This window comes from Microcystis sp. Msp_OC_L_20101000_S702 (assembly GCF_007095705.1).
Classification (GTDB): Bacteria; Cyanobacteriota; Cyanobacteriia; order Cyanobacteriales; family Microcystaceae; genus Microcystis; species Microcystis ichthyoblabe_A.
In genome coordinates this window covers 1-13,620 of the sequence record NZ_SFBO01000210.1, presented here as the reverse complement: position 1 = coordinate 13,620, position 13,620 = coordinate 1, and the positions used below count along the sequence as shown (strand labels likewise).

Below are 13,620 nucleotides of genomic sequence, written 5' to 3'. Positions count from 1 at the left end.
AGAGAGTCATTTATCCCTGAAAAGGGACTCTTGCCAGTGGGCAAAAATTAAGTTAGAGATGGTATCTTAGAGATAAGAATATGCTGATCTACTTTGATTCCCTAAAACCTTAAAAAACTTAGTATTGCCGACAAAGGAGGGTGAAACCATGACAGAAAGCCTTACCATGGCAGCCCTCTACGGGAAACTCTCAAAAATCGGACTTAAAAAAAATTATGTCCGAGAAAATGGCTTGCCCAGTTGGTGGGATGATGAACTCAATGATAAACCCGTTGCGGTCCTAGAAGGGGCAGGTTATATCGCCAAAAACCTCAATCTTGACCTCTCATCCTTATTAACCCCTCAAGAAAAGGTCAAATTTAATCGACCTCCTCATACTAAATTTAAACAGCACAATAGCCAGAATAACCAACATCCCCATCTAGCACAAGCTTTAGCAAGTCGTTTTGCTGAGTTAATTTCCTTGGGGGTTGAAGTTAATTATACCCCTTTATCTAAGGATGCTAAAACCATCAGGAAAGACATCTTAAGTCACCGGTCAAAGGTTGACTTGACCTCTCTTTTAGATTATTGTTGGTCTCAGGGAATAGCGGTAGGATACTTTGATCATTTTCCTAACAAAACTAAGAAATTTGCTGGATTAATTCAATGGTATTCCACTTGTCCTGTAATTATTCTTAGTTCAAAATATCAACAGTCGGCAAGACTCGCTTTTAACTTAGCGCACGAATTAGGACATTTAGCATTAGCACATCTAAAAGATGGGGTATTAGTTGATGAAGAGATTACATTTGATAATGATAGAGAAGAAAAAGAAGCTAATCAATTTGCCACTGAATTACTCTTAGGTGATTGTGATAACTGCCTTGGGGATAGGAAATTCCAAAATGTTGAAAGATTCAGTAAATATGTTCAAGAGCATTTTATCTCTCATCATCCGGATATTGATATAGGTGCAATTATTCTGAACTATGGATGGCATAACAGGCGCTACTTTGCTTTAGCCATGGCTACTTTAAAATTATTAGAACCCAACCCAAATGGCAATAAGATTATTAATGAATATTTGGCTAATAAGTTAGACTGGGATAAATTTGATGACGAAACCTACGAATATCTAGAAAAGGTGTTAGGAGTTTAACCTTGACTGATTCTCTTTATTGTTTGGATAATGACATTATCCTAAAATTGTCCACCTATGGCTTATTTGAGAAAACCCTCAATACCTTTGGAGTTGAAATTAATCAAGTTAAAATTCTTCAGACATTTCAATATAAATTTAAAAGGCAAGCGCAACAAAAAAGGAAGAAAAACCCTAATAAATATAACCTAGAAGACGCTTTATTTGTGGTTGAAACCTGCGATAAAATATCAATCTAGGGTTTGCGGCAAAAAGTACGGGCGAAGCATTCGGATAGAAAATCTCCGGTTTCACCGATAGGTTATTGCCCGAATGCTTCGCCCCTACAGGACGCGGGCCGATGAAAACCCAAGGTTTTGAAGCACGATTCTCTCAAAATCTTGCACCTGTACTGATTATTTATTCTCCCTTTTACCTGTCCTGATATGTAGCCTATAGTCAACGGATTTAGTATTAATCTTCTCTCACCGGTGGCTTAACTAAAGGGGAAACCATCATATTTATTGATAATTATATCTATAGTTTCCATAATTGCGATCGATTCGCCCAAAATGGAGATAATTTGTTGATAATGTTCTAGGTCATCGTAGCTAAGGTGGCGACCTTTGCGGTCTTTTAGCCACTTCTGACACACTTGATAACCGCCGATATAAAAGTTCCAAATTTGGAGCGGAATCCCCGCAAAATACTGGTCAGAATTAATCGAAATTTGTTGTTTATTTTCGTCATATTTCACCTGCTCGACTAGATTAGAACCCGCCACGGGATAGCTACTAATTTCTTTTCCCGTTGCTTTCATCAGGTGTAACTGCACTAATCTGTCACCTTTTTTGACTAATTCCCAGAATAATTCTTGATTACTGGTGAGAGGAACACGAGGAAAGTCTATTTTTAAAAATTCGGCGTAACGTTGGCGATATTGGGGAGAGTGAAAGACGGCATAGATATAGTTAAAAATGTCCTCTGGTCCAAAGGTTTTCTTTTTGTCTCCTTTGCCATCACTGATAAATTCTAAGTCAAGTTTTGCCGAAAGTTTGTTAATAAATTCTGGCGCTAGATTGGGACGGCGACCATTTGGCGAGTTGGTTGGTTCTGTTTCAAATAGGGTTGGGGTATTGGTTGGGTAAAGATAAAGGGGGAAAATGTAATTTGTTTCTTTTGTTTTATTAGAAATAGAGCAACATTCGATGATATTTTGTGTCACAAAACTTAAAGACCAAATCCCACTTTGTGATTGTTGTCGAGAAGTAATTAAACCCAAATTGTCAAAGTTTACAAAATGGTGCATAACTTCTTGTCTTGGAAGTTCAACTACATTTTGATGGTGATAATATTCTCTTAAATCAAAAGGGCGATATAAACATTTAGTAAAATAACTTAACCACTGACTATTGTTGAACAAAGCTCTTCTTTGTTCAACAATATTCCAATCTCTTGTATCTTTTATATTATATTTTTCTCCAATTTCTTTGTCGGCGATTTGAATATTTCTAAAATCTTCTATTCTCTTATAAAGAGATTCAAAATCAAAATCAAAAACAAAATGATCTCTGTGAGTTTTTACACCTGTTGAATTAACACACATAATATCAACTATTTTCCAGCCTTTCTCGTACTCTGGTAATAAAGCTGTATTTTGATTTTTTAAGAGATAAAAACTTGCTTCAGGTTTAATAATTTCCCATTCAGTTGAACTAATATCATTTTCATCTAACCAATGATACTTACCCCCAACTAACTCCTTATTCTCTTTCACCTCTCTAACACCCCACAAATCAGCATGATAAACCTTGGCTAAATCTTGCTGACTATCTTGATACTTAATAAAAAACGCAATCGCTACACCTTGCTGAATATCAAACACATTTTGATCGGTTGAACCATCGGGACAAACTTCTTTTTTCTTGCTATTCCCATGCAAATCTAAAACATAAATCTCATCAAAAGTCTGCATCAAATTTTGACGCATTCCCCGAAAAGTGGGATTATCCAAATAACCATGATTTGTAATTAACGCCACAACTCCATAACCAGTTTCCGCTACCCGATACTGAGCAAAGCGAATAAACTTCACATAATCATCTAATAAACCTTTAGGGTTTCTCTCTCCCAATGGTTTTCCATCTAATTGATAATAATCCTTAACTAAATTCACAATCCAAGGGTCAGTATTCATCGACTGATAGGAATAGGGTGGATTGCCTAAAATAACCATGACTGGCATTTCTTGCTTAACATCTTTTGCCGCAGCTGCTTCATCGCGAATGCGATTTAAAAAACCATCAGCAGCGGGAATTTGAAAAGCTTCCTGTAGGGTGTTAGTGAGATACATTCCTAAGCGTTCATCGGCACTAAAATCATAGCCTAATTCCTGAAGTTGTAAACCTAACTTCATGTGTGCTACGGTGTAGGGAGCCATCAGTAATTCAAACCCAAAGAGACGGGGTAATAAATGTTTACTGACATAACTAGACCACATCCCTTTCTGTTGACGAAAACTGTCATAGATATGGTCAATAACAGAGTGTAAAAAAGTGCCTGTTCCCACAGCAGGATCGAGAATTAAAACTTGGTGAACTTCCTGAGTTTCTTGGCTATTATTAGGATTTTTAATCGTAATTTTTTTGGCATCGGCCAAACCTTTAGGAATCTGAAACTTATTTTTTAGAATATAGTCCACACTGCGAACCATGTAAGAAACCACGGGTTCAGGGGTATAATAAACCCCCCTAGACTCACGCATTTTACTATCGTATTCGGCTAAAAAAGTCTCATAAAAGTGAACCACAGGATCCTGCTTGCGCGTGCGTTTTCCAAAGCTGCTAAGAATACCATCCATGTCCGTTTGTTGTAAAATAGTCGCTAGAGTATCCACGGCCCAAGTAATCCGCTCATCTAATTCTGTACCAGCAATTTGATGAAAAATTCCCCGCAAAAAAGGGTTAGTTTTCGGTAGTCGAAATCCCGCCGTTTCCCTGGAAAAAGAACTTATTTGATCCGTATTACAGCGTGCTGCGAATAACCCATAACAGATTGTTTGTGCATACATATCCGCGAACTGCGCTTCATTGAGATCACTAATTAAAACTCGTTGAAAAGATTGCAATTGTTGCCGCAACATTCCCCCGCAATCTTGATCTTTTAAAGCTTGGCCGATTGCATCTCGAATTAACTGCGCTAAAGCGGCCATTTTTTTCGCCAATTCTCGCGGTGTTGTGATCTGAATAACTTTTGAGAGGAAAAATTGACAGAACAATTGTTCTACTTGTAAAATACCCTGGGAATCAGGTTTAATTTGCTTTTTTTGATTAAGAGTTGCCACGGCAGCTGATAGACGCAATTCTCCCGATACATACCAACGAAATTCTAAATGATCGGTGATAATTAAATTACCCAAAGCCTGTAAATAACGTTTTATTTGGGGAGTATTTTCAACCTTTTTGAGAGAAGTTCCGATATCTTTTGCTTCCAGATGACCAATTTCTACTATACCCTGATTAATCACAAAATCTGGAGCGCCACAAGCAATCCTTTTGGGTTCATTGAGAGCTTGTAGGTTATTATTTAGGGATTCAATTAATTTTTTTAAAGCAGGACGATAACTGTGTTCTGTGGCGTTACCCTGTTGATAAATGCCTGTGATTTCCTCTAGATATTTTGGCAGTGAGTTACTCATTATCGTTGCGACATACAAACGTTCTTCTATAGATAAAATATAACCTCATTTGCCCCCAATGTCCACTGAGATGCCCTCATCCTGCTTTATCCCTATCCTCAAGGATACCAAAATTAGCTAGAATGAAATAATAGGCGATAATCTCATCTCAACAACTTCACCAAAATATTAACGATGGTCAAAGCATCATCTCCCTTATCTCTAGAGCATCTCTATCATGTTCCCACCTACACTATAGCCGATACTGCGCGCTATCTCCATATTCCTTTACCCACTCTGAGAACGTGGGTACGAGGACGCACGTACCCCACTAAAAAAGGACAAAAAGAGTTTTTACCCCTCATTCAACGACCTAATCTGAATATTCCGCAACTTTCCTTTACTAACTTAGTGGAAGCGCACGTTTTAAGAGTTATTCGCAAAGTTCATAACATCCCTCTCGATAAAGTTAGACTGGCCCTAGACTATATTAGTGAACAATTTAACACCGATCATCCTCTAGTTCAAAAACAATTTAGTACCGATGGAATTGACCTTTTTATTGAACAATTTGAACATTTAATTAATGCCTCCCGTTCGGGACAATTGACGATGAAACAATTCTTAAATAATCTCTTAACTCGTATTGAATGGGATGAACAAGATATCGCCACACGGCTTTTTCCCACTATCGACATAAATGGGGAAGACTTCAGCAATAAAGTCCTAAAGATAGACCCTAATATTTCCTTCGGAAAACCCGTGATCACAGGAACAGGAATTCCCACTAAAGTTGTCACAGAACTTTATGATGCGGGGGACTCTATAGAAGATATTGCCAATGATTATAATTGTCAACCTTGGCAAATTGAAAAAGCGATTTTATTCGAGTCCAATTGGCAAGCGGCATGACCTATCAATACACCTATTTTATCGACCGCGCTTTAGGAAAGTCTATCGGTGAAGCTTTGCAAGAAATAGGGGTTAAAATTGAATTTCATCATGACCATTTTGCCCCAGATGCACCGGATACAGATTGGCTACCTATTGTTAGTCAAAGAGGATGGATAGTATTAACTAAAGATGTAAACATTGGTAGAAATATTTTAGAAGTTCAACAGATAGCCCGTTATCAGGCTCAAGTATTTGTTCTAGTTTCTGGCAACTTACCTCGTCAAACCATGATTAATATTTTTGTCGAAACAATCGATAAAATCGAAAAAATAATTCAAGGTAATCAAGCTCCTTTTGTCGCCAAAATATACCAAGATTTTCAAGTAAAATTGTGGAAAAATAAAAATGAATTAACCAGAATACTAGAAACTATGTAAAACTTATTAAAATATTTTTTATTCAGTAAAAAATTACAGCTAAATTTGTTGACAATATTCTCACCATTACCTTTGATGCAATTGTCGAAATTGTCTGAGCAGTGAACCGGTTTAATCAACTTCTTAATCCCCCCACTTGCTGTTAAATTTATCTCCGTTCACTTCACCCAGGGGAAGGGGGGGACTTCTGGCGAGATTTGAGTTAAACTAGAAAGGTTGACTATTGACAAACATCGATCGCACAGGAGTAAATTATGTCTAGAGTCTGTACTATGACGGGGAAAAAGGCCAATAACGCCTATGCGGTGTCCCACTCCCACCGTCGCACCAAAAAATTACAAGAAGCTAACCTACAATGGAAAAGAGTTTGGTGGTCGGAAGGCAACCGTTGGGTAAAACTACGCATCTCCACCAAAGCTATCAAAACCATTGAAAAGAAAGGATTAGCCGTCTTCGCTAGAGAAGTAGGCTTAAACTTGAATTTGTACTAAGCGAGTAGTTCGGAAGTGGAAACGAATCGGCTGTATGGTTGACTCCTCTGCTTTTGATTATTAAGTATTGCAACAGGGCGTGATGTGGGGTGAAAACTACCTTTAAGATTAAAAACTTAAAACGACCTGTTCAGGAGAATTTCAATGTACTCAACCCTATTAATGGCCGCCACCGCCGTGCAAGGTTCCAGCGAATGGAGTCCCAAAGTGGCGATTGTCATGATTATCTGCAATATTCTCGCTATTGCTTTCGGTAAAGCGACTATTAAACAACAAAATGTCGGTCCTGCTTTACCTTCCCCCGCTTTATTCGGTGGTATGGGATTAGGCGCTTTACTGGGTACTACCAGTTTTGGTCATGTCCTCGGCGCCGGTGTCATCCTCGGTCTCTCCCGTCTGGGGGTTATCTAAATATTTTTTGATTTTCTCAATCGGTGGCCAAAAGTCACCGATTTCTTTTGTGAAAAATTAACAATTATCCAATCAATATGACTGGGTGCATCTTATCTTTGTGACTTTCTCTCACATATAGGTTAGCAGCAGAAGTTATTAAAAGAGGGCGAATGCCATTCGCGCCTACAATAATATTATCGTGCCAATGGTAGGGGCGCATCGCGTGCGTCCAAATGTAATATAGATATTTCGACAAAATTGAGATGAACCCATTATGACCTTACCTCAAAAAAACTCTTTTTGGTACGATGAGCGATTTCAGAAGATTTTTTTACAGGTAATTATCCTGCTAATTGTCTGCCTAATTTTCTGGTTTTTTGGTCGCAATTTAGTGATTAATTTCCAACGCTTACGCTTAAGTTTTGGCTTTGGCTTTCTCTTTGATACTGACCGACCAGCCTCTTTTGCTATTGGTGACTCTCCTATTGCCTACAGTCCCACCGATACCTATTTTCGCGCTCTTTTGGTGGGATTAGTTAATTCCCTCCGCATTATGATTACTGGCATATTTTTGGCGATTAGTCTGGGAATAGTCATCGGGTTAGGTCGCTTGTCGGATAATTGGTTAATTCGTCAGTTGGCAACAATTTATGTGGAAACTATTCGCAATACTCCCCTATTATTACAATTATTTTTCTGGTATTTTGCTGTATTTTTGAAACTGCCGAAAATTGAGGAATCTTTAGAGTTTTTTGGCAGGGTATTTTTAAATAACTCAGGAGTCTATTTACCTTTTCCCGCTAATAGTTTCAGGACATGGTTAGCCTTAGCTATCATTATTTTAGGAATAATTATCTCAGTATTTTTATACCTAAAAAATAAACTTAGTTTATGCCTAACTAGCCTACTAATCCTAGTTATAATTCCTCTAATCTGGGGTTTAGAATGGCAAAATCCCCAAGTTAATCCTCTTAATCAAAATATTGACTTCGGTTTACATCTTTCTTCCGAGTTTGCTACTCTCCTAATCGGTTTAACTGTTTATACAGCTGCCTTTATTGCGGAAACGGTACGGGGAGGGATTCAATCGGTTAATCGGGGACAATGGGAAGCAGCTAAAGCCTTGGGATTAAAACCTTTATTAGTAATGAGATTAGTGATTTTTCCCCAAGCTTTGCCGGTGATTATTCCTCCTTTAACTAATGAATGTTTAAACCTGGTTAAAAACTCTAGTTTAGCGATCGCTATCGGTTATAATGATATTTATGCTATCTCTAGTACCATCGCTAATCAGACAGGAAAAGCTGTAGAGATGTTAATAGTAGTTATGGCCACCTATTTATTCTTTAATCTGGTGATTTCTCTGGCTATGAATCAATTAAACAAACGGGTAAAAATTCAGGAAAGGTAGCCTAATGCACCAGAATTTAGCGATAAATTAATTAATGAGCATTAGCAGAATATAAAGCGGTGATAATTGCTGTTACCGCAGGACTAAGACTAGATAAAACCACCACAGAAGCGGTGGCAATGATGATAGTAGTAGCCATTCTCACCATACCATCTGTACCTTTTTGATAGGCATCAAATTTATAATCTATGCGATCAATTTTTTGTCCTATTTCATCTCGCCACTTACTGAATGCGTCCTGTGATTGGCTGAATTTTTCTTGCAAATCACTAACTTCATCACTTAATTGAATCAACGCCGCTCTGATGTCATCATTACTGGGATTTTCGGGAATTTGCATGACCTTGATTAGCAATCAACTAACAACCGCCTACATTATAGCAGTTCTTAGCCATAAATTACAATTTTTTATCAGGAGGAGGAGTCAATCGCCAGCGTACAAAAAAACTATCAATACTTTCTAAACATTGCAAGTCATCTTTAGGTAAATAAGAATCTTTTAACAAGAAAGAAAAAGCCTGCTGAAACTCTTGCCTATCAGCTTGAATTGGACTAGCAAAATGACAAGGAATAACCTGTTTAATCGGCCATTGGGCAATTCTATCAACCCATTGACTAACCTCGTCAGTAGTGCGATTAAGAATCAAAGTTTGCAAAATTGGCGCGACTATTAACCTCCCCTCGCGACGCAAATTTAAAAAAGTCTTTTGCCAATCATCACCCCATTGAAAAGGGAATAAACCAAAATAGGCTTTTTTACTCTTTTCCTTAGCAGTAAAAGCATCTCGAAAGACCTTAATCCAATTGGGAACAGCTAAAACAGGAGGTTGAAAATAAAGAGCAAAAAGACAAATTCTTTGCCAACCCCGACGGCGATTTTCTGGGGTATCCTCCACCAGATCCTTAGCCGTATTTTTAGCGTGAAACAGCAGCGGATAGGGGTCTAATTCTAAAATAGCGGGAGGATTTTCTGGGATAGAAATAATGCCATCGGTTAGCAGCAGAGTTTGAGAGTAGTGATGAAAAAAAGCCACTTCCGAGAAGTACCCCACATTCAGATCAATTGCGGGTAAAATTTCATAACTAAAATCTTTTCCTAAAGGAGTAGTTGCCGAGTCAGCAGGTAAAATTTCTGTTCGTTTTGCCGGTAAACCCAACCAACTCAAAGGTAAATTAAGAGGAAAACTCCATTGATTAGGAGCAACATAAACTATAGCCTTAGGAAAATAACGAGCAAAAGGACCCACAAAAACCTTATGTTCAATCCCAGAAATCGTCGGCAAAATAATATACTTAACTTCCCCGTGTTCACTTTCCAACTCACGCATTAAGCGAATACATTCCGGAGTCGGGGCCACAGGTGCATAAACAAATAAACCCCCAGATGCTAACTTAATTACCGTCATGCGAATCGGCACAACCACATAGAAAATACCCTGCAATTGCTCAAATGTCCAGAGCGTATCTTTCACCACTTCTTGGCGAATTGTCCGTCTTTGACCGTAGGGATAAAGTGGTACAATTGGCCAGAAAGGCCATGATAAATCTTGCGGACTAATTGCGGCTTTTGTCATCGTCTGATTCTATGGCTGAAAATCTCTATTTTAGTTATCATAAACCCTTCTAATCCCCATGACTAATAAACTGCCCATTGATTCTTTGGTCAATACTTGGAATAGTCTCACGGGGGAAGTGATGAAAAGACTCCCCATCGACCAGTTGACTAATACTGTCCTCCAGTGGTTTAGTGTCAGTGATAGTCAAGTAGCGGAAATTTTAGAAAAAGTCCGTCAAGAATTACCCACCACCGAGGCGCTGTTAATCGGTAAACCGCAAACGGGAAAAAGTTCGATTATTCGGGGAATAACGGGAGTTTCGGCGGAAATCGTCGGGCAAGGTTTCCGTCCCCACACCCAAAACACCCAGCGCTACACCTACCCCGCAGAAGATTTACCCCTGTTGATTTTTACCGATACGGTGGGGTTAGGAGATGCCTATCAACACACAGAGACGATAATCGCGGAATTATTGGCAGATTTAGCTGAAAATACGGGACGCGCCCAGGTTTTTATCGTGACGGTAAAAATTGATGATTTTGCCACCGATAGCCTTCTGGAAATTACCAAACAACTGCGGCAAAAATATCCTAAAATCCCCTGTTTACTGGCTGTAACCTGCCTTCATCAGCTTTATCCTCCTAATATCGCCGATCATCCCCCTTATCCTCCCGATTTCGAGGATATCAATCGCGCCTATCAAGAAATTAAAGAAACTTTTAAGGATTTATACGACAATTCTGTGATAATAGATTTTACCCTAGAGGAAGACGGTTACAACCCTGTTTTTTACGGTTTAGAGGCATTTAGAGACAATTTAGCTGATTTATTGCCAAAAGCTGAGGCTAACACCATCCACCAACTTTTAGATCGGGAAACCAGCGATAAATTAGGCCATCTCTATCGGGACGTGGCCCGACGCTATATGTTAGCCTTTTCCGTGATAGCGGGAACCTTGGCGGCGATTCCCTTACCCTTAGCGACTATGCCCGTGTTAACCGCCCTACAAGTGTCAATGGTGGGGGTTTTAGGCAAATTATACGGTCAAGTCTTAACCCCATCCCAAGCCGGCGGAGTCGTCAGTGCGATCGCTGGCGGCTTTTTGGCCCAGGCCATCGGTCGGGAATTAGTGAAATTTATCCCCGGTTTTGGCAGTGTCATCGCCGCTTCTTGGTCTGCTGCCTATACCTGGGCCCTAGGAGAGGGCGCTTGTGTCTATTTTGGCGATTTAATGGGGGGTAAAAAACCCGATCCTAAGAGGATTCAAAGGGTGATGAAAGAGGCTTTTTCTGCTGCCCAAGAAAGATTTAAAAATGTCGCTACGGGAGGAGATAAAATCTAGTTATTAGCCCCTTAAGTGTTGGAGATGAAGCAGCCTAAGACAAGTAGCATATCTTCAAGTTAGCGAGATTTTAGTAATATTTGTCAGCTTTAGCCCCACTGGAAATTTACTTGTGCTTCTGAACCAGATCTATGGTTCAATACAGTTGAATATATTACGTTCAAGTAATAGACAAAATATATCAAAAATGTGCGGATCTTCTCGACTTTGTGTGATAATCATTGCTGAACATTCGTAGGAGTCTTGCTAGGCAAGGCTTTGAAGACTATCTTTCCAGAAAGTTATCCCTATTCTTCTTGCTTCCACACAGGAACGAGAAGAACCGAATTGCTATAATTAAATTAATAGTTAGGGTCTAAAATTATCCAAAAAGAACACAATGACATTTTCGCAACGAAAAAATATTCAACCGACGGAGGTTCCTGTCCAGATAGATTCTATGGATAGGGGATTGCGTAATGGGTTATGGTCTGCTATATCATTAGCATTTTTAGAACCGGTTTCTTTTTACTACACAAACAATTGTAGCCATGTGATTGTCTTAAGGCGGTTATGGCATAATTATTTTAAGATGCCACTTGACGAATGCCCAACTTATTGGACTTCACTTGTTGCATTTATCCGTGAGCGCTTTTTCCAGTTTAAGTGGAACGAGGTTTACGATTTCATCGAATGCCTGATATCTTCTTTTGACGAAAAGGACGAAAACATAGTTAGGAGTATGACCGAATTTATGAACAGTGTTATGGAACGAGACAACTGTGGCTATAGAATTGTTGATGGAAAGGTAGCAGACTTAATTGATGAACATACAATAGATTCTATTGAAAATGCGGCAAACCAAAATCGGTTTGCTGGTGCTGCCACACATATAACAACATCCGTTAGATTTCTTTACGATAGAGAAGACCCAGATTATCGTAATTCAATAAAAGAATCTATATCTGCGGTTGAATCTGCCTGTAGAGACTTTACGGGTGATCCAAAAGCTACACTTGGGAAATCAATCAAGAAAATTGAAGAAATGGGGTATCTTCATCCTGTTCTAAAGGAGGCTTTGTCCAAGTTATATGGATACACAAGCGATGAATCGGGAATACGCCATGCACTGATTGATCATAGCGCCGCAACAAAAGATGATGCCGTATTTATGCTTTCGGTTTGTTCAGCATACATTAATTACCTCATAGCCAAAAGTGCCTCAAGGCGATAGCGTTGTAGTACCTTAACCCCTATACTTTACCCACAGTTAAAAACGAAAGGAAAAAGGCAGTAAATCCGAGAGATTAAAACGATAATTTTGCTGGGTTCCACAGATAATAATCTCTGCTTGCGGCGCTAATTCGGCTATCCATTGACGACAGGCTCCGCAGGGAGTTAACTGACTAATATCATTCTTCCCATCGATACAGGCTATAGCGATCGCCCGTACTTCTCGATCGCCCGCTGCGATTATTTGCGCTAAAGTTGCCCTTTCCGCGCATAAACTCAAGCCATAACTAGCGTTCTCCACATTAGTACCAGCATAAATCTTTTTATCTGTCAAGACCGCCGCCCCCACCCGAAAACGGGAATAGGGAGAATAGGAAAGTTTCGCCACTTCCCGAGCAGTGTCACAGAGTTGTTGTCTTTCTTGTTCAGATAGGGTCATCGGCTGCCGATAGCAGGGAGTGGGGAATTGGGGAATTGGGGAAGTGGGGTGTGGGGTGTAGGGTTTAGGGTGTAGGGTGTGGGGAGTTTTCTCAGTGAACTGATAACTGATAACTGATAACTGACTCCTAACCCAATGGTAGATGTTGGATTGTTGCGAGAGTTCTATTTTCCGACAAAGATAAGCAAAAATTATTTATTGACTGCAAAAACTTGAGAATATTTAAATTAACATTCCGCAATATTTATAAATTCTTAAGAATTAATTGAGAAAGATTTTTATTTAACAACGATGTTATCAAGGTTACAGCGATTTGATAGAATTTCATAATGGGCTATTTTATGCTTTTTTAGGCAGCAATGCTTGAAACCCTTGCCACACCTAGAAGGTGATCCTAATCAAGACGGGTAAATCAGTCAATTTCACCCACAACGATGATCTTTTTTTTATGTAGTTTTATTGCAAAAAAAAAGTTTTTTTGACAAAAAGCACAAAGTATGATATTAACCCAACGTATTTCTGGCTGCGAGTAATTAGGGTTTGCTGAATAAATCTAAAAACCTTACAGGAAAGGGCTTTTAGCTTGATTGAGAGCTTCCCAAATGCACTTAAATCTGCTAGAATCTCTTAAAACCCTTGCATCACCCTT

General features: G+C 39.1%; 13 protein-coding genes. 9 read left to right on the top strand and 4 right to left on the bottom strand.

The window, feature by feature from the left end; all coding sequences use genetic code 11:
* The first annotated feature begins 148 nt into the window (after window positions 1-148).
* Together EWV60_RS21515 and EWV60_RS21510 are read left to right on the top strand one after the other, a co-directional pair.
* A complete protein-coding gene (locus EWV60_RS21515) occupies window positions 149-1,141 on the top strand; it encodes an ImmA/IrrE family metallo-endopeptidase (RefSeq protein ID WP_287234605.1) in 993 nt (330 codons plus the stop codon).
* Between the two features lie 2 nt (window positions 1,142-1,143).
* Window positions 1,144-1,380 (top strand): hypothetical protein, encoded by a 237-nt coding sequence (locus EWV60_RS21510; RefSeq protein WP_287234603.1) that lies wholly within the window; start codon window positions 1,144-1,146, stop codon window positions 1,378-1,380.
* 236 nt (window positions 1,381-1,616) lie between these two features.
* Here the strand turns inward: EWV60_RS21510 and EWV60_RS21505 are convergent, their stop codons facing one another.
* Window positions 1,617-4,817: a type ISP restriction/modification enzyme gene (locus tag EWV60_RS21505; RefSeq protein ID WP_287234602.1), complete on the bottom strand. Its 3,201-nt coding sequence runs from the start codon at window positions 4,815-4,817 to the stop codon at window positions 1,617-1,619.
* Window positions 4,818-4,991: 174 nt separating this feature from the next.
* On the opposite strand from EWV60_RS21505, the gene EWV60_RS21500 reads away from it, so the two are divergent.
* The 5 genes from EWV60_RS21500 to EWV60_RS21480 all read left to right on the top strand — a co-directional run bounded on the left by EWV60_RS21500 (window position 4,992) and on the right by EWV60_RS21480 (window position 8,422).
* Window positions 4,992-5,708: a DUF433 domain-containing protein gene (locus EWV60_RS21500; protein ID WP_193977160.1), complete on the top strand. Its 717-nt coding sequence runs from the start codon at window positions 4,992-4,994 to the stop codon at window positions 5,706-5,708.
* A complete protein-coding gene (locus EWV60_RS21495; protein ID WP_287234598.1) occupies window positions 5,705-6,127 on the top strand; it encodes a PIN-like domain-containing protein in 423 nt (140 codons plus the stop codon). Before EWV60_RS21500 ends, EWV60_RS21495 begins: the two co-directional genes overlap by 4 nt.
* A 254-nt stretch (window positions 6,128-6,381) precedes the next feature.
* On the top strand, window positions 6,382-6,618 hold the full coding sequence (rpmB, locus tag EWV60_RS21490) for a 50S ribosomal protein L28 (RefSeq protein WP_002732080.1): 237 nt from the start codon (window positions 6,382-6,384) through the stop codon (window positions 6,616-6,618).
* Window positions 6,619-6,762: 144 nt separating this feature from the next.
* The gene (gene psaK / locus EWV60_RS21485; protein ID WP_002734065.1) at window positions 6,763-7,029 is read left to right on the top strand and encodes a photosystem I reaction center subunit PsaK; all 267 of its coding nucleotides are present in this window, start codon (window positions 6,763-6,765) and stop codon (window positions 7,027-7,029) included.
* 256 nt (window positions 7,030-7,285) lie between these two features.
* Complete coding sequence (locus tag EWV60_RS21480) at window positions 7,286-8,422, top strand: amino acid ABC transporter permease (RefSeq protein WP_287234595.1); 1,137 nt, start codon at window positions 7,286-7,288, stop codon at window positions 8,420-8,422.
* Between the two features lie 31 nt (window positions 8,423-8,453).
* Here the strand turns inward: EWV60_RS21480 and EWV60_RS21475 are convergent, their stop codons facing one another.
* Both EWV60_RS21475 and EWV60_RS21470 read right to left on the bottom strand, forming a co-directional pair.
* On the bottom strand, window positions 8,454-8,762 hold the full coding sequence (locus EWV60_RS21475) for a ssr2422 family thylakoid membrane protein (RefSeq protein WP_002798015.1): 309 nt from the start codon (window positions 8,760-8,762) through the stop codon (window positions 8,454-8,456).
* A 58-nt stretch (window positions 8,763-8,820) separates the two neighbouring features.
* A complete protein-coding gene (locus EWV60_RS21470; RefSeq protein ID WP_287234592.1) occupies window positions 8,821-9,996 on the bottom strand; it encodes a DUF4336 domain-containing protein in 1,176 nt (391 codons plus the stop codon).
* Window positions 9,997-10,054: 58 nt separating this feature from the next.
* Here EWV60_RS21470 and EWV60_RS21465 point away from each other — a divergent pair, with 58 nt between their 5' ends.
* Together EWV60_RS21465 and EWV60_RS21460 are read left to right on the top strand one after the other, a co-directional pair.
* A complete protein-coding gene (locus EWV60_RS21465; RefSeq protein ID WP_287234589.1) occupies window positions 10,055-11,320 on the top strand; it encodes a YcjF family protein in 1,266 nt (421 codons plus the stop codon).
* 379 nt (window positions 11,321-11,699) lie between these two features.
* Window positions 11,700-12,533, top strand: a complete 834-nt coding sequence (locus EWV60_RS21460) for an AbiJ-NTD4 domain-containing protein (RefSeq protein WP_287234586.1) — start codon at window positions 11,700-11,702, stop codon at window positions 12,531-12,533.
* A gap of 36 nt (window positions 12,534-12,569) precedes the next feature.
* Here the strand turns inward: EWV60_RS21460 and cdd are convergent, their stop codons facing one another.
* Window positions 12,570-12,971 carry a cytidine deaminase gene (gene cdd / locus EWV60_RS21455; RefSeq protein WP_287234585.1) on the bottom strand — a complete coding sequence of 134 codons (402 nt, stop codon included), beginning with the start codon at window positions 12,969-12,971 and terminating at the stop codon, window positions 12,570-12,572.
* Window positions 12,972-13,620 lie beyond the last annotated feature (649 nt).

Bases quoted from the DNA above. Each gene is read 5' to 3' on its own strand.
- EWV60_RS21515 (WP_287234605.1), top strand. From the start codon at position 149: ATGACAGAAAGCCTTACCATGGCAGCCCTCTACGGGAAACTCTCAAAA.
- EWV60_RS21505 (WP_287234602.1), bottom strand. From the start codon at position 4,817: ATGAGTAACTCACTGCCAAAATATCTAGAGGAAATCACAGGCATTTAT.
- EWV60_RS21500 (WP_193977160.1), top strand. From the start codon at position 4,992: ATGGTCAAAGCATCATCTCCCTTATCTCTAGAGCATCTCTATCATGTT.
- EWV60_RS21495 (WP_287234598.1), top strand. From the start codon at position 5,705: ATGACCTATCAATACACCTATTTTATCGACCGCGCTTTAGGAAAGTCT.
- rpmB (WP_002732080.1), top strand. From the start codon at position 6,382: ATGTCTAGAGTCTGTACTATGACGGGGAAAAAGGCCAATAACGCCTAT.
- psaK (WP_002734065.1), top strand. From the start codon at position 6,763: ATGTACTCAACCCTATTAATGGCCGCCACCGCCGTGCAAGGTTCCAGC.
- EWV60_RS21480 (WP_287234595.1), top strand. From the start codon at position 7,286: ATGACCTTACCTCAAAAAAACTCTTTTTGGTACGATGAGCGATTTCAG.
- EWV60_RS21475 (WP_002798015.1), bottom strand. From the start codon at position 8,762: ATGCAAATTCCCGAAAATCCCAGTAATGATGACATCAGAGCGGCGTTG.
- EWV60_RS21470 (WP_287234592.1), bottom strand. From the start codon at position 9,996: ATGACAAAAGCCGCAATTAGTCCGCAAGATTTATCATGGCCTTTCTGG.
- EWV60_RS21465 (WP_287234589.1), top strand. From the start codon at position 10,055: ATGACTAATAAACTGCCCATTGATTCTTTGGTCAATACTTGGAATAGT.
- EWV60_RS21460 (WP_287234586.1), top strand. From the start codon at position 11,700: ATGACATTTTCGCAACGAAAAAATATTCAACCGACGGAGGTTCCTGTC.
- cdd (WP_287234585.1), bottom strand. From the start codon at position 12,971: ATGACCCTATCTGAACAAGAAAGACAACAACTCTGTGACACTGCTCGG.